We start from the raw sequence: 14,774 nt of genomic DNA, 5'->3' as shown, positions 1-14,774 counted from the left end.
GGGGTGGCCGGCGGCGGGGCGGGGCCCGGTCGGGCGGGGGGCGGGGCGGGTGCGGCGGGCCGGACCGCGCCCGGCCACGGCGGTGGGCTCGCCGGGCCCGGACCGGCCGACCGGCCGGGGTCGGCTGCTGCGGGCGGTCGGACGGCGGACGGGCCGGCGGGGCTCTGCGGGGCCGCCTCGGCGGGGGGTCGGCCGGCCGTCGCCGACGTGGGGAACCAGCTCTGGTTGGTGGGACGACCGGTGGCCTGCGGCGGACTGCCGGGCCGGGCCGGGCCGCTGGCGGAGGCCGCTGCGGTGCCCGGGGCCGCCGGACCGGACGGAGCGCGCGGCGGGGCGGGTGCGGAGGGACGGGCCGGAGCAGGCGCTGAGGGCCGTGGGGGCAGGACGGGGTCGGGCCAGTTCCCGGACGGAGCCGGGCGGGTCGGCGCGGACTCGGGGCGGCCGGTCGTCGGGTCCGGCCGGTCGACCTTGGGCAGGAACGCGGTCGGATCGTCGCCCGCGTCGCGGTGGCGACCGTCGCGCCACTCGTCCGGCGGCCTGCTCACCGCGGCACCGTCGCCGACCGCAGTGTCGTCGAGTCCTCGAATGCCGGCACGTCGACCGTCGAGGAGGCGTACTCCTTGTAACCGAGCTTGTAGTCGTCGACCAAGTCCCTGAACTCCCGGACTCCCTTGGAGTCGGCGAGGGCCTGCTGAAGAGCAGCGGGATCGCCGATTGCTACGATCTTGAACGGTGGGGAGTACACCCGGCCGTGCAGCAGCAGAGTGTTACCCACGCAGCGTACCGCGCTGGTAGCGAGCACGCGGACGTTCATGATTGACATGGCCTCCGCGCCGCCGGCCCACAGCGCGTTGACGACCGCCTGCACGTCGCCCTGGTGGACCACCAGGTCGTCGTTGGTGGCCCCCATGGGGAGGGTCCCGTCGCTGCGTCGGGGCGCGTCGTCGAGTTCGACCGTCACGCCAGGGCCGCTGAGGCCGGTGAAGCCGGCCGCCTGACGGTTCGCCGCAGCGCGGGTCTGCTGGTCGCGGATCGGCCCGTCGGACTCGGCGAGCGAGGTGGTGCGGCTCTCGATCTCCCGGCGCAGTGCCGCGGCCCGCTCCTCGTTCGACGCCACGTCGGCGCGGCGGTCCTCGATGAGTTGGTTGAGCTGGGGCCGCCGGTCCTCGCGGAGCGCGGTGCCGCCGGCGGTGGTGGCGGTCGTGGTGAAGAGCAGGCCGGCCGCGGCGGCGATCAGCGGAACGCCGATCGACCACCCGGGTCGCCGCTGCCGGGGGCGGCGGAGCAGCGCGGCGATCGCCCGCCGGAGCGCCTTCTGCCAGGAGGCCGCGCCGGATGTGTACTCCACGGAGCGTTCCTTCCCGTCGTCTGATGCCCGCCCGTCGGGGCGCGGGTCGGTGCGGCGATCCGTCCGATCCCGCCACTATCGGTCACTCCGCGCACCGGCCTGACCCCATTCGTGGCCTGGACGGGTCATCCGGACTACGCTAGCTGTCGAACATTATTGGCCATGGACCGTCGCCCTCGCGCCCGGTTGTCAGGCCGGACGAGGTCGTCACCCCCTCTGGAGAGCGTCGTGCCCAAGTCTCAGGTCCGCAAGAAGAAGGTGTACACCCCGCCGACGGACGTCCGTCCGACGGCGACGGCGTCGACGCGCAAGCCTAGCCCGGTGTGGCTGCCGATCTCGGCGGTCGCTCTCATCGTCTTCGGCATCGGCTGGTTGGTGATCTACTACCTCTCCGGGCAGGAGTACCCGGTCGCGTCGTGGCAGTACTGGAACCTCGCGGTCGGCTTCGGCGCCATGGTCGCCTCCCTGATCCTGCTCTCCCGCTGGCGCTGAGTCCTCCGGGCGTCGGGCCCTGCCCGGCGCCCGCGCCGCGGGTCGCCCCGCCGCCGTACGGCCGGTTGGCCGGTCGGCCGAAGGATCCTCGTCACTGCGCCGCGCCCCTGTCCGGCAGGTCCGGGCGGGGCACCCTATGGTGTGCGCAGGGCGGCGTGGCCGAGTGCGAGAAGACTCACGTTACTGCTGGGTAACCTTGCGCGTAGGCTGCACTGCATGACCGAGCGGAGCGAGGTCGTCGACCGGTCCGGTCGAGGGTGCGGAAGCGGCTGTTCGCCGATCCGGCCCTGACCCGGCTCCAGTCGCCGAGCCGCTCGACAGCAGCAGACCGGGGAGGGCCGACTCGATGGGCAGCGTCCAGATCGTCACCACGATCGTCGCGGCCGCCATCACCGCCGTGGCGGTGTGGCTCGCCGTACGGGCGGTCATGAAGATGGTGGCCGTGATCCGGCTGGGTCAGCCCGACCCGTCGCGGTTCACCGACAAGGGCACGCGGACCACGACCATGCTGGCCGAGACGGCCGGCCACACCCGAATGCTCCGCTGGAGCGTGGTGGGTGCGGCGCACTGGTTCGTGATGGTCGGCTTCATCGTGCTGTCGTTGCTGGTCCTGGAGGCGTACTTCGAGGTCGTCTCCGCGACCGCCGGCCTGCCGCTGGTCGGTGGATGGACGCTGTACGGCCTGGCCACCGAGTGGATCGGCATCCTGGGCATCGTCGCCATCCTGGTGCTGATCGCGATCCGGATCCGCAACCGGCCCACCCGTCCGGGCGGGAAGTCGCGGTTCACCGGCTCCACGATGTGGCAGGGCTACTTCGTCGAGGCTGTCGTGCTCGCCGTGCTGATCATGGGCTTCGTCATCCGGGGCTTCAAGGTCGCCACCGACCACTTCGAGTACCCGACCTGGGCCACTCCGCTCAGCCACGCGGTCGGCGCGGTACTGCCCGACTGGGAGGCCGGCGTCAGCATCGCCGCCCTCATCAAGATCATGATCTCGATGACGTGGCTCATCGTGATCGCGCTCAACGTGACCATGGGCGTCGCCTGGCACCGCTTCCTGGCCTTCTTCAACATCTTCTTCAAGCGCGACCCCGGTAAGGCCGGCTCCGGCCTCGGCGCGCTGCGGCCGATGACGAGCGACGGCAAGCCCCTCGACTTCGAGGAGGCCGACCCCGAGAAGGACCAGTTCGGGGTCGCGCAGGTCGAGCAGTTCACCTGGAAGGGTCTGCTGGACTTCAGCACCTGCACCGAGTGCGGCCGCTGCCAGTCGCAGTGCCCGGCCTGGAACACCGGCAAGCCGCTGTCGCCGAAGCTGCTCGTGCTGAGCCTCCGCGACCACGCGTACGCCAAGGCGCCGTACCTGCTGGCCGGTGGTGGCAAGGACCTGACCGGCGAGGAGAAGGCGACCGCCGCGCAGCTCGCCCACATGGACGTGCTCGCGCTCGCCGAGGCGAACCGGCCGCTCATCGGTGGTGCCGAGGAGGGCGGTGTCATCGACCCGGACGTGCTCTGGTCCTGCACCACCTGCGGCGCCTGCGTCGAGCAGTGCCCGGTCGACATCGAGCACGTCGACCACATCGTCGACATGCGCCGTTACCAGGTGCTCATCGAGTCGAGCTTCCCGTCCGAGGCCGGCGTGATGCTGCGCAACCTGGAGAACAAGGGCAACCCGTGGGGTGCCCCGCAGAACACCCGCGAGGACTGGACCAAGGGCCTCGACTTCGAGGTGCCCCGGGTCGGCGAGGTCGACGACTTCGAGTACCTCTTCTGGGTCGGCTGCGCCGGCGCCTTCGAGGACCGAGCCAAGAAGACCACCCGGGCGGTCGCCACGCTGCTCAACGAGGCCGGCGTCTCCTTCGCCATCCTCGGCGAGGGCGAGACCTGCTCCGGCGACCCGGCCCGCCGGATCGGCAACGAGTTCGTCTTCCAGATGCTCGCGCAGCAGAACGTCGAGACCCTCAACGAGGCGTTCGAGGGCCGGGAGAAGAGCAAGCGGAAGATCGTCGCGACCTGCCCGCACTGCTTCAACACGCTGGGCAACGAGTACGGCCAGCTGGGCGGCGAGTTCGAGGTCGTGCACCACACCCAGCTGCTGGCCCACCTGGTCAGCACCGGCAAGCTGACCCCGGTGCAGCCGGTCGACGGCGGCGTCACCTACCACGACCCCTGCTACCTGGGCCGGCACAACCGGGTGTTCGCCCCGCCGCGCGAGGTGCTGGGCAGCGCCATCGAGGGCGAGCTGACCGAGATGCCGCGCAACAGCGAGCGCTCCTTCTGCTGCGGCGCTGGCGGCGCCCGCATGTGGATGGAGGAGAAGATCGGCAAGCGGATCAACGTGGACCGGGTCGAGGAGGCCATGTCCACCGGCGCGAAGACGGTCGCCGTCGGCTGCCCGTTCTGCTCGACGATGCTCAACGACGGCGTGAACGGCAAGGGCGCCGGCGAGCAGGTCGAGGTCGTCGACGTGGCCAGCGTGCTGCTCCGCTCGGTGAAGCCCGACCAGGTGCAGGGCGACAAGGAGCCGGTCGCCGGCTGACGCGTACGCCGGAAGACACCGACGGCGGCGGCACCTCGCGGTGCCGCCGCCGTCGTCGTCCTTGCGAAACGGCGGTCGTCACGGTCACGGCCGTGGACCCGACGGTGACCGGGCCGCTCCACCGAGCGGCGGACAGAACGGCCAGCCATCGACGGTCGTGTCCATCGTGCCCGCGCGTGCGAGAATCTCGCCGAGGTGAGGCGACATCGACGGCCTGCTCCTGACCACGCTGCTTCCCCTGGTCGGCTTCGTGCTGCTGACCGGCGGCAACGCGTTCTTCGTCGCGGCCGAGTTCGCCCTGGTGACCGTCGACCGCGTGGAGATCGACCGGCGGTCCGAGGCCGGCGACTCCCGGGCGCTCGCCGTCCGCCGGGCGCTGCGGGAACTCTCGTTCCAGCTCTCCGGGGCGCAGCTCGGCATCACGCTCACCGCCCTGCTCACCGGGTACCTCGCCGAGCCGGCACTGGCCCGGCTCTTCGGCCCCGTGCTACGCCCGGTCGCCGGGGACGTCGCCGAGCGGTTCACGCCCTTCCTCGCCCTGGCGCTGGCCACCCTGCTGTCCATGCTCTTCGGGGAACTGGTGCCGAAGAACGCCGCCCTGGCCCGGCCGATGCCGGCCGCGCTCGCCACGGCCGGCCCGATGCGCGCCTTCTCCCGGAGCTTCGGCTGGCTGATCCGGGGGCTGAACGGCTCGGCGAACCGGCTGGTGCGGGCGCTGGGCGTGGAACCTCAGGAGGAGCTGGCCAGTGCCCGGTCTCCGGAGGAGCTGGGCCTGCTGGCGGCCATCTCGGCGCGGGCCGGAGCGTTGCCGCCAGACACCGCGATGCTGCTGCGCCGCACCATCCGCTTCGGCGAGAAGCGCGCCGCGGAGGCGATGACGCCCCGGGTCGACGTGGTGGCCCTGCGGGCCACCGCCAGCGTCGCCGACCTGCTGGAGGAGTCCCGGCGGACCGGCCGGACCCGCTTCCCCGTCTACGAGGAGACCCTCGACCTGGTGACCGGCGTGGCGGGGGTGCCCGACGCGCTGGGGGTGCCGCCGGCGCGGCGGGAGTCCACCACGGTCGCCTCGGTGGCCCGCGAACCGGTGTACGTGCCGGAGAGCCTGGACCTGGACGGGGTGCTCGCCGCGCTGCGGGCCGCCGGCGCCGACCTCGCCATCGTCGTCGACGAGTACGGCGGCACGGACGGGGTGGTGACCGTCGAGGACCTGGTGGAGGAGCTGGTGGGGGAGATCGCCGACGAGTTCGACCCGGCTGCCGTGCCGGACGCGAACGCGGTCGAGCTGACCGTCCCGGGCGGTGAACGGACCGTCCTGGCGGACGGGGTGCTGCGCTACGACGAGTTGGTCGAGCAGACCGGCTTCCGGCTGCCCGAGGGGCCGTACGAGACGTTGGCCGGGTTCCTCATGGCGCGGCTGGGCCACATTCCGGTCGCCGGTGAGACGGTCGAGGAGTCCGGCTACGAGTTCACCGTCGTCGAGGTGGAGCGGCACCGCGTCGAGCAGGTCCGCGTCCTGCGCCCCGCGGAGCCCGAGGCCGATGGTTGAGCTGCTGGTCACCGGCGTCCTGCTGCTGGGCAACGCGTTCTTCGTCGGCAGCGAGTTCGCGCTGATCGCGTCCCGGCGCACGGTGGTCGAGCCGCTCGCCGCCACCTCGAAGCGGGCGCGCTGGGCCCTGTCGGCGATGAACCAGATCCCCCTGATGATCGCCGGGGCGCAACTCGGCATCACCGTCTGCTCGCTGGGCCTCGGCGCGATCGCCGAGCCGGCGCTGGCCCACCTGCTCGAACCGGTGTTCCACGCGGTGCACCTGCCGGAGCCGGCCGTGCACCCGGTCTCGTTCCTGCTCGCCCTCGGCGTGGTGGTCTTCCTGCACACCGTGGTCGGCGAGATGGTGCCGAAGAACATCACCCTGGCCGGCCCGGAGCCGGCCGCGCTGTGGCTGGGCCCGGCGATGCTGGCGTTCTGCCTCGCGACGAAGCCGCTGCTGCTCGCGATGAAGTGGGCGGCGCGGCACGTGCTGCGGCTGTGGCGGATCGAGGCCACCGAAGCCGTGAAGACGGTCTTCACCGCCGAGGAACTCGCCGGGCTGGTCGCGCAGGCGCGTACGGAGGGGCTGCTCGACGCCGAGGAGCACGCCCGGATCACCGGCGCGCTCGCCCTGCACAGCCGGACCGCCGCGGACGCGCTGCAGCCCTGGTCCACCGTGACGACGGTCGCGGAGGACGTGTCGCCGGCCTCGCTGGAGGTGCTCGCCACGAGTACCGGCCGGTCCCGCTTCCCGGTGGTGCAGCGCAGCACCCGGCGGGTGCTCGGGTTCGTGCACGTCAAGGACGTGCTCGGGTACTCGGGCGTGAGCCGTCGGGCGCCGGTGCCGGCCGACGTCTACCGGCCGCTGGCGGTGGTGCCACCGGACCGTACGCTCGCGGACCTGCTGCTGGCGATGCGCCGCGAGCGGCGGCACATGGTCCTGGTGAGCGACGGCCGCCGTCCCCTCGGCGTGGTCACCCTCGACGATGTATTGACCGCTATCGTCGGATAGGGCGCCGCGTACGCATGGTGTGCGTGCCATCGCGCAGACATGAACTGGCCACTGGTCGCCTTGATTCCAGTGCCCACCTTCCCTAATGTGATGCACCGGCCGCTGTGGATCGTCTGCCTCGCACTTCTTCCCCGTCGCGAGGCGCCCGGCGGCGGGTTGCAAAAGGAGTCGGTGCCGGTGGCAACCATGCCCCCTCATCGTCATGCCGTGGGACGGTCGGCCCGTCCGGATGGCCTGCGCCGGGTCTTCCACCGTCTGCTCGTCCTGGTCGCCGCCGTCGCGGTGGGCGCCGGCGCGCTCGCCGCGCCCGCGTACGCGGAGCCCTCGGTCGACGAGATCGAGGCCGCGATCGACAAGCAGTGGGAGCAGTTGGAGCCCACGATCGAGCAGTACAACAAGGTGCGGGCGCAGCGGAAGGTCAACACCAAGAAGGCCGCCGACCTGCAGAAGAAGATCACGCCGCTGGCCCTGGAGAGCGAGCTGGCGTTGAACCGGGTGGCCGACATGGTCTCCCGCTACTACATCACCGGCCCGTCGCAGGACATCAGCGCGCTGCTGGTCAACGGCAGGCCGAGCGACCTCGGTGAGCAGATGCTCATGCTGGACCGGCTGGCCGCGCAGGAGCGCAGCGAGGTGGCGGGCGTGCTGGCGGTCCGCCAGAAGTACGACGACCAGAAGAAGAAGCTGGACGATCTGATCGCCGCGCAGGCCAAGCAGGAGCGGGAGCTGGCGGCGAAGAAGACGCAGATCGACGCGGAGATCAAGCGTCTCCAGGCGTCGCTGCCGAAGACCACGGTCAAGGTGACCAACTGCCCGACCATCAACGGTGTGGTCAGCGAGGCGGCGCGGATCGCCATCAGGACCGCCTGCGCGCAGGTCGGCGACCCGTACGTCTGGGGTGCGACCGGGCCGAACTCGTTCGACTGCTCGGGCCTGACCCAGTACGCGTACAAGGCGGCCGGGATCAACCTGACGCACTTCACCGGGGCCCAGTGGAACGAGGGCCGGGCCATCCCGAAGTCCGAGGCGCGCCCGGGTGACCTGGTGTTCTTCTTCAGCGACCTGCACCACGTCGGGATCTACCTGGGCAACGGGCAGATGGTGCACGCGGCGCGGGCCGGCAAGCCGGTCAACGTGTCCAGCATCCAGTACATGCCGCTCGCCGGGTTCCGTCGACCCGGCTGAGAGGCGACGACCGACGACGAGGGGCCCCGGACGGGAGACGTCCGGGGCCTTCGTCGTACGCCGGAAGGGGGTGGATCGGGGAGCGGAGCCGGCGGGTCGCCGGCGGCGCGTCAGCGGGTCGGCCAGGTGCGCCAGTGCTGCCAGGAGCGGCTCGGGGTCGGGCCGCGCTGCCCCTGGTAGCGCGAGCCGTAGACGGCCGAGCCGTAGGGGTGCTCGGCCGGCGACGACAGCCGGAAGATGCAGAGCTGGCCGATCTTCATGCCGGGCCAGAGGGTGATCGGCAGGTTGGCCACGTTGGACAGTTCCAGCGTCACGTGACCGGAGAAGCCGGGGTCGATGAACCCGGCGGTGGAGTGCGTCAGCAGACCGAGCCGGCCGAGGCTGGACTTGCCCTCCAGGCGGCCGGCGAGCTGGTCGCCCAGGGAGATCACCTCGAGGGTGGAGGCGAGCACGAACTCGCCCGGGTGCAGCACGAACGGCTCGCCGTCGGGCACCTCGACCATCGACGTCAGGTCGTCCTGCTGCTGCGCCGGGTCGATGTGCGTGTAGAGGTGGTTGTTGAAGACGCGGAACAGCTTGTCCAGGCGTACGTCGATGCTGGACGGTTGCACCAGCGTAGGTTCGAACGGCTCCAGCGCGAGCGCGCCCGCCTTGATCTCGGTGACCAGGTCGCGGTCGGAGAGCAGCATCGGAACACCATAGCGAGCGGACCGACCGACCTGTGTGTCGGAGTGCACGTTCGAACGTTTGTTCGATAGAATGCCGACATGGCTTCCTGGTCCGAATTCGCCGCCGACGAGCCCCGCCTCGCCGACGGGATCCGCCTCCTTCTGCAGCAGTACGGGCCGGGCTTCGGCTACCTCGCCACGGTCCGGGCCGACGGCGGCCCCCGCGTGCACCCGGTCTCCCCGATCGTCACCGACGAGGGTCTGTTCTGCTTCGTCATCGACTCACCCAAGCGCCGCGACCTCGAACGCGACGGCCGCTACGCGCTGCACTCCTTCCCGGCGGAGGAGAGCGACGACGAGGCCTACGTGGCGGGGCGCGCCCGGCCGGTGACCGACCCCGCCCGGGTCGCCCGGCTGGCTCGCAGCTTCCGGGCCGCGCCGCACGTCGACTGGCGGCTCTTCGAGTTCACCGTCGACGTGGCGATGCTGACCCGGCGGGAGCCCGGGAGCGTCGTGGGCCACGGCCGGCCCGCCGTCCAGCTCTGGGTCGACCCGAGCGGCGGCGACCCGGCCGCCGTCGCCGAGTTACGCCCCGCCCGTGACGACCGCGTGGCGGCCTGACCACGAAAGACCGGTGCCGGCTCCGTGGGGCGGAGCCGGCACCGGCTTTCGTACGCGGTGACGCGAGCGTCAGGTCACGCCGCGCGGTAGGTGTTCCAGGCGGTCAGCATGCGGCTGGCCTGACCCGCGGTGAACTGGTACATGCACGAGTCGTACGTGTAGTCCATGAAGTTGGTGATCGGGTCCTGCCCCGGGGCGCTGCAGGTGTCCCGGCCGGTCGGGCACTGGAAGGCCGGCGACGCCTCCGCCGGGGTGTCCGAGACGTTGTCGCCGGAGCCCGAGCAGCCGTTCTGGAAGGTGTGGTAGAGGTTCAGCCAGTGGCCGACCTCGTGGGTGCCCGTGTCGCCCAGGTTGTAGTTGGTGGCGGTGCCACCGGGAAGCGACTCGCTCAGCACGACCACACCGTCGGAGCTGCTCAGTCGACGGGTCGGGAAGGTCGCCCAGCCGAGCAGGTCGTCGCTGAGCTCACCGAGGTAGATGTTCAGCGTGGACTTGCCGCCGACCCGCAGCGTGGACTTCATCGTCCGCTCGGCCGACGAGCCCTGCACGATCGGGTACCACGCCGGGTTGGTGACCCGGTTGATCGACTGCAGCTGGAACGCGAAGGCCGTGGCCGCGCCGCCGGTGCCGCCGCTGAACGACTGGTTCAACACGCTGATCTGCGAGGTGACCATCGAGTCGGGGATGTTGCCGCCGGCCCGGGTGCTGTCCCGCTGGATCACGTGCACCACGACGGGGATCGTGACCGACGCCGCCGCTGCGGCGTTCGTCTTGAAGCCCTTCCGCTTCACCTGCTCCTGGACCAGGTCGGCCAGCTCGGCCTCACGCTGGTGCACCTGGGCGAGGGTGAGGGCGTTGGGGTCGTGCTTGACGGCCCCTCCGGGCCGCACCTTCACCTTCGCCGAGGCGCCGGCTGCCTGCCAGCACTCCTCAGCGGAGACCGGCGAGGCCGCGGCGAGCGGGGCACTGGTCGGTGTCGTGGCCGTCGGCAGGACGCCGACCGTCGCGACCCCGAGCAGCAGGGCGAAGGACGTCGATGCGATGCCGGCATTGCGCCGGGTCAGCAGGTTGGGACGGAGTCCCATGGGCCCACCTCTTTCTGACGGTGCGACCGGGGGTGTGTCGCACCGGGGCTAAGAACGTGTGGCAGACGTTACAACCCATCGACAGATTTGAGAACGGTCATATGTTGCCGGGAGGAAACTTTTTCCTGTCCTGGTCGGCGTGGGGTGACGGGACGGGTGCGGGCGGTCGTGGGTGACGCTCCGGGGGTGCCTGGGTGCGTGGCTGTGGCGACTCGGGTACAGTGGTGCCGCCTGCGGGTGTAGTTCAATGGCAGAACATCAGCTTCCCAAGCTGACAGTGCGGGTTCGATTCCCGTCACCCGCTCCACGATCAAGGCCCTGGTCAGGACGCAAGTCCGAGCCGGGGCCTTCGATGTAGCTGCATACCGCCGTCTACCAGGCGATCGACGACTGACCACGCGGGGCGGAGCCCGGACGTGTCCGCACGTGCCTTCCGAAGACCGGAGTGGGGCCCCAGCGCAGGATCGGTCTCCTGGCTGGGCCCCCGTCACTGCCGGCGGCTCGTCAGTTCGAGCCCGCCGAAGACTCCTGGAACGCCTCGGCCAACGGGCCGTCGACCCGGCGCAGGGCGTTCATCGCCCGGCTGGCGCGGCTCTTCACCGTGCCCGTCGAGCAGTTCAGCATTCCGGCGATCTCCTGCTCGCTGAGCCCGGCCCAGTACCGCAGCACCAGCACCACCCGCTGCCGGGCGGGCAGCCCCCGCAGCGCGCTGAGCACCAGCCGAGCCCTGTCGCGCGGCTCGTAGGGGTCGGCCGTCCGCCGATCCGGCAGCTCCGCGGTGGGGATTTCCCGGCGCCACAGGCGCCGTCCGGCCCGCCAGGCCGCCCGCACCATCACCTGTCGGGTGTACGCGTCGGCGTCGCCGTCCGGGTGCAGCCGATGCCAGGCACGGTAGGTCTTGACCAGCGCCTCCTGGGCGAGGTCTTCGCCGTGTCCGTGGTCCCCGGTGAGCAGGGTGCCGTGCCGGACCAGGGTGGCGTACCGGGCGTTGACGAATTCAGCGAAACCGGCCGGACCGGCCGCGGGGGCGCTCACTTCCCCGCTCCCGGGGTGAGCAGGGCCCGGACCTCGGCGAGGAACCCGGTCGGCAGCCAGACCCGTCCGCCCATGGAGGAGGTGGCGAACGCGCAGTCGTCGGTACTGCTGATGGCGATCACCGCCTGCGGCATTCCGGACGGGTAGGTGAGGGTCAGAGTGGCCATGTCCCTGCCGGCGGCCTTCCAGAGCGGGGAGAGTTGTTGCGCCGAGGCGCACGGCAGTTCGCCGTCGTTCACGGCCCGGTCCAGTCCGCGCAGTCGGTCGAGCACCTTCGCCACGGCAGAGGCGTCGGTGGAGTCGAGCCGGTCCTGCTTCGCCCCGGCGAGGCTTGCCGTCGGGGCGGAATCGGGCAGGACCAGCCGGCCCGACGGCACCGCCTCGCTGCTGACCGAGCCGAGCAGAGTGTCCAGTTCCGCTGTCGGAGTCTCGACGACGAGTCCTGCCCCGGCCCAGGGGAGGTCGACGTTGAAGGCCGCCCAGGTGGACCGCTCGAACGCGCGAAGGTTGTTGACGTCGTTGTCGGTCAGCCAGGCCGGCTGCCCGCCGGGCAGGATGACCTCGCTGACGCCCTCGCTGAACCTCGCCGGGACGCCGATCGGGTAGGACCTGGGCTGCCAGGGGCGGACCTGGATCTGGGCGCGGGCGTCGCAGGTGCCACCGGGAGACCAGTTGACGTTGACCAGGATCGAGCCGGGGGTGACCTCGCAGTCGGTAACCGGCTTGCCGCTGTCTCCCTGAACCACCCTCCAGCCGCTCCGGATCCCCAGGATCAGCCCGTTGATCCGTACGTCCGAGTCGGTCACCGTCGCGGCCACCGTGCGCGGTTCCGGTGGGGCTCCGACACCTCTGGTCGGCCGCTCGCTCGGTAGCGGCGGTGAGGTCCGAGCGGCGTCGGTGCTCGCCGACGGGTTCGCGGCCGGCGTACCGGTGCCCGTCCGGTTGGCGGCGACCAGAGCGCCGGTGGCGAGCAGGGCGACCGCGACGGTGCCGGCCGCTCCCGCCGTGGCCAGATGTCGACGGCGGTTCACCCGCCCGCGTCGGAGGACCTCCGACACCGGGTCGGCCACCCGTGGTCGGGTGTCGGCGACCGCCGCGTCGAGCAGCGATCGAATCCGCTCGGTCATGATGTGCCTGTACCTCCCGTGGTCGATGTCCCACCTGTCTAAAGACCCCGGGAAGCGCACAGGTTCCACCGATCACCGATCACCGAGGCGTCCGATCTCGCCAGAGCGCCAGTCGGGTGCGAGCGCGGTACGCCACGATGCCCGCCACGAGAACGGCGATGAGGAGGACCGTCCAGAACCAGAATCGGGGGCCCATCCCATCCGGCGGACTCGCGTCGCGGGTGCGACCGCTGCGGATCACGTCGTCGGAGGCGTCGATCGCGACGACGCCGGTCGGGGCGGTGAGCAGGGTGGTGGGAGCGTCCGCGCCCCGGTCGAGGGCCAGTACCCGGACGGTGCCGACGTTGCCGTACGCCAGTCGCTGGTCCATGTCGAGAGGCGCGTCGAACACGGTCGGCGTGCGGGGTTCCGGGAGGTAGGCGACGACCCGGGCGGAGCCGTCCACCGCCCACCCCAGGAGCCGGATCGCGGTCACACCGGAGACGGTCGGCGTGTCCATCGCGCCGAGGTCCCGGCCCGTGGCCGGGTCGATCCGCCGCAGGCTCCAGCTGTCGCCGTCCCGTCGAGTGACCGTCAACGTCCGGCCGTCGGTGCTCCAGGCGCCCTTGCCGGCCAGTTCCGTCTCCGGCGCGAGGGTGAACGAGGAGAGCCGCCGGCCGTCCAGATCGGCGACGGAGACCGTCCGCCCGGTCTGGAAGGCCAGCCGTGCACCGTCCGGGGCGAAGGCGACGGGCGATCCGGGCCCCTCCTCGTTGGCCAGCCGAATCCGGCGGTCACTGTCCATCCAGACGATGCTCAGCACCTGCCGGTAGGCGCTGCCCTCCGGGTTGGCAGGCACCGTGTCGCGGACGACCAGCGCCCGGCCGTCCGGTGACCAGCCCGCCGGTTCGACCAGGACGGTGCCGGAGACCCCGCTGGCCACGGTACGGCTGCGCCCGGTCAGCAGGTCGACAACCTTCACTCGGGGACGCGAGTAGCCGACTGACCTGAAGGCGACCTGGCGACCGTCGGGGGACAGCACCGTGTCCTCGCCGGCCTGCGCCTCGATCTCGCCCTTGATGATCCGGTAGCGGTCGGCGTCGGCGCCGACGACCGCGATGACGCTGCCCTCGTCGCCGTGCGTCAGACCGGGGGCCTGACCGGTGAAGATGACCGAGGCGGGGCCGAGGCGCGGTCGGTTGGTGGCGTACAAGCTGCCGAAGGGCGGCACGGCGACCCGGTCGGGCAGTGCGGCCTCCGCGCCCGCCGCCGGGCCGGCGGCGGGGGTACGCGCCAGCGGCAGCACCGCCCCGGCCAGCGCGACCAGCACCAGCACCGCCACGGCCGCCAGCGCGGTTCGGCGGCGGGAGCGGCGGGCGGTGGCGAGCGCCCGTTCGTAGACCGGGTACGCGGGCACGTCGGCCGCCGCGGTGTGCAGGGACTCGCGCAGTCGTGCGGTCATCACGGGATCCTCTCCGCCGCGCGGTCGACCAGGTCGGGGGCGATGGCGCGCAGCCGGCGTACCGCGTCGTGGCCGTGTCGCTTGACCGTGCCGACGGAGCAGCCCAGCACCTCGGCGACCTGCGTCTCGGTCAGGTCCTCGTAGAACCGCAGCACGATCACGGCGCGTTGGCGCGGGGTGAGCTGGCGTAGCGCGGCCGCCAGGGTCAGCCGCAGGGCGGTCGCGTCGGAGTGGTCGTCACCGGGCCGGTCGGTTGGCTCCGCGTCCAGCCGTTCGGAGAGCCGGCGGCGCCGCCACCAGGAGACCTGCTGGTGGTACATCACCCGCCGCACGTACGCCTCCGGGTCGCCGTCGCGGATGCGCCGCCAGTGCCGGTACGTCCGGGCCAGCGAGCTCTGCAACAGATCCTCGGCGAGTTGGTGGTCGCCGGTGAGCAGGTAGGCCCTCCGGGACAGTGCCGGTGAGCGCTGCACCACGAACTCGTGGAACGACTCGGTCATGCCCACCCCCCTCGCCAGGTAAGACGCCTCCCGTCACCGCAATGGTTGAGGCCCATGCTTGACCTTGACCTTCGGGTAGGCCGCAGCCTTGTCCGTGCCGGCCACCGTGGCCGGTGCGGGGAGGATGGCGACGTGGGGTTGCTGACCATCGGGGCGTTCGCCAGGGCGGCGGGCCTTACGCCAAAGGCGTTACGCC

13 protein-coding genes, 1 tRNA gene and 1 pseudogene are annotated in these 14,774 nt (G+C 71.7%); 7 read left to right on the top strand and 8 right to left on the bottom strand.

Going from position 1 to position 14,774, the window contains the following annotated elements:
* Both AB0I76_RS09805 and AB0I76_RS09800 read right to left on the bottom strand, forming a co-directional pair.
* Positions 1-545 (bottom strand): annotated as a pseudogene (locus tag AB0I76_RS09805) (hypothetical protein); the annotation flags it as partial.
* Positions 542-1,348, bottom strand: a complete 807-nt coding sequence (locus tag AB0I76_RS09800) for a DUF881 domain-containing protein (protein WP_357032509.1) — start codon at positions 1,346-1,348, stop codon at positions 542-544. The gene AB0I76_RS09800 and the pseudogene AB0I76_RS09805, both read right to left, overlap by 4 nt.
* 228 nt (positions 1,349-1,576) lie before the next feature.
* Here AB0I76_RS09800 and AB0I76_RS09795 point away from each other — a divergent pair, with 228 nt between their 5' ends.
* The 5 genes from AB0I76_RS09795 to AB0I76_RS09775 all read left to right on the top strand — a co-directional run bounded on the left by AB0I76_RS09795 (position 1,577) and on the right by AB0I76_RS09775 (position 8,101).
* Positions 1,577-1,840, top strand: coding sequence for a cell division protein CrgA (locus AB0I76_RS09795; protein WP_357032506.1), 264 nt, complete (start codon positions 1,577-1,579; stop codon positions 1,838-1,840).
* Between the two features lie 346 nt (positions 1,841-2,186).
* Positions 2,187-4,376 carry a (Fe-S)-binding protein gene (locus AB0I76_RS09790; protein WP_357032503.1) on the top strand — a complete coding sequence of 730 codons (2,190 nt, stop codon included), beginning with the start codon at positions 2,187-2,189 and terminating at the stop codon, positions 4,374-4,376.
* 205 nt (positions 4,377-4,581) lie between these two features.
* Positions 4,582-5,922, top strand: coding sequence for a hemolysin family protein (locus AB0I76_RS09785; RefSeq protein ID WP_357032512.1), 1,341 nt, complete (start codon positions 4,582-4,584; stop codon positions 5,920-5,922).
* Positions 5,915-6,916, top strand: coding sequence for a hemolysin family protein (locus AB0I76_RS09780; protein ID WP_357032500.1), 1,002 nt, complete (start codon positions 5,915-5,917; stop codon positions 6,914-6,916). Before AB0I76_RS09785 ends, AB0I76_RS09780 begins: the two co-directional genes overlap by 8 nt.
* A 171-nt stretch (positions 6,917-7,087) precedes the next feature.
* On the top strand, positions 7,088-8,101 hold the full coding sequence (locus AB0I76_RS09775) for an NlpC/P60 family protein (RefSeq protein WP_357032497.1): 1,014 nt from the start codon (positions 7,088-7,090) through the stop codon (positions 8,099-8,101).
* A 110-nt stretch (positions 8,102-8,211) separates the two neighbouring features.
* On the opposite strand, the gene dcd is transcribed toward AB0I76_RS09775, so the two are convergent.
* Entirely contained in the window at positions 8,212-8,790 is a 579-nt protein-coding gene (gene dcd / locus AB0I76_RS09770; RefSeq protein WP_357032494.1) for a dCTP deaminase, read from the bottom strand.
* A gap of 78 nt (positions 8,791-8,868) precedes the next feature.
* Here dcd and AB0I76_RS09765 point away from each other — a divergent pair, with 78 nt between their 5' ends.
* Complete coding sequence (locus AB0I76_RS09765) at positions 8,869-9,390, top strand: pyridoxamine 5'-phosphate oxidase family protein (protein WP_357032491.1); 522 nt, start codon at positions 8,869-8,871, stop codon at positions 9,388-9,390.
* 74 nt (positions 9,391-9,464) lie between these two features.
* Here the strand turns inward: AB0I76_RS09765 and AB0I76_RS09760 are convergent, their stop codons facing one another.
* The gene (locus AB0I76_RS09760) at positions 9,465-10,475 is read right to left on the bottom strand and encodes a zinc metalloprotease (protein WP_357032488.1); all 1,011 of its coding nucleotides are present in this window, start codon (positions 10,473-10,475) and stop codon (positions 9,465-9,467) included.
* 233 nt (positions 10,476-10,708) lie between these two features.
* On the opposite strand from AB0I76_RS09760, the gene AB0I76_RS09755 reads away from it, so the two are divergent.
* Positions 10,709-10,782 (top strand) — tRNA-Gly (locus tag AB0I76_RS09755).
* A gap of 197 nt (positions 10,783-10,979) precedes the next feature.
* On the opposite strand, the gene AB0I76_RS09750 is transcribed toward AB0I76_RS09755, so the two are convergent.
* From AB0I76_RS09750 to AB0I76_RS09735, 4 genes are all read right to left on the bottom strand, one after another.
* A complete protein-coding gene (locus AB0I76_RS09750) occupies positions 10,980-11,510 on the bottom strand; it encodes a SigE family RNA polymerase sigma factor (RefSeq protein ID WP_357032485.1) in 531 nt (176 codons plus the stop codon).
* Positions 11,507-12,637, bottom strand: a complete 1,131-nt coding sequence (locus tag AB0I76_RS09745; RefSeq protein WP_357032482.1) for a hypothetical protein — start codon at positions 12,635-12,637, stop codon at positions 11,507-11,509. The genes AB0I76_RS09750 and AB0I76_RS09745 overlap by 4 nt, the downstream gene beginning before the upstream one ends.
* Before the next feature lie 79 nt (positions 12,638-12,716).
* Complete coding sequence (locus AB0I76_RS09740) at positions 12,717-14,078, bottom strand: hypothetical protein (protein ID WP_357032479.1); 1,362 nt, start codon at positions 14,076-14,078, stop codon at positions 12,717-12,719.
* Complete coding sequence (locus tag AB0I76_RS09735; protein WP_357032476.1) at positions 14,078-14,578, bottom strand: SigE family RNA polymerase sigma factor; 501 nt, start codon at positions 14,576-14,578, stop codon at positions 14,078-14,080. The genes AB0I76_RS09740 and AB0I76_RS09735 overlap by 1 nt, the downstream gene beginning before the upstream one ends.
* Between the last annotated feature and the right edge of the window lie 196 nt (positions 14,579-14,774).

It is taken from the genome of Micromonospora sp. NPDC049799 (genome assembly GCF_040656655.1).
In the GTDB taxonomy this organism is placed as follows: domain Bacteria; phylum Actinomycetota; class Actinomycetes; order Mycobacteriales; family Micromonosporaceae; genus Micromonospora.
The sequence above is the reverse complement of the archived record's forward strand: the minus strand, read 5'-3'. Positions and strand labels throughout refer to the sequence as shown.

Coding starts and splice junctions, on each gene's coding strand:
- AB0I76_RS09790 (WP_357032503.1), top strand. CDS start 2,187: ATGGGCAGCGTCCAGATCGTCACCACGATCGTCGCGGCCGCCATCACC.
- AB0I76_RS09780 (WP_357032500.1), top strand. CDS start 5,915: ATGGTTGAGCTGCTGGTCACCGGCGTCCTGCTGCTGGGCAACGCGTTC.
- dcd (WP_357032494.1), bottom strand. CDS start 8,790: ATGCTGCTCTCCGACCGCGACCTGGTCACCGAGATCAAGGCGGGCGCG.
- AB0I76_RS09765 (WP_357032491.1), top strand. CDS start 8,869: ATGGCTTCCTGGTCCGAATTCGCCGCCGACGAGCCCCGCCTCGCCGAC.
- AB0I76_RS09760 (WP_357032488.1), bottom strand. CDS start 10,475: ATGGGACTCCGTCCCAACCTGCTGACCCGGCGCAATGCCGGCATCGCA.
- AB0I76_RS09745 (WP_357032482.1), bottom strand. CDS start 12,637: ATGACCGAGCGGATTCGATCGCTGCTCGACGCGGCGGTCGCCGACACC.
- AB0I76_RS09740 (WP_357032479.1), bottom strand. CDS start 14,078: ATGACCGCACGACTGCGCGAGTCCCTGCACACCGCGGCGGCCGACGTG.
- AB0I76_RS09735 (WP_357032476.1), bottom strand. CDS start 14,578: ATGACCGAGTCGTTCCACGAGTTCGTGGTGCAGCGCTCACCGGCACTG.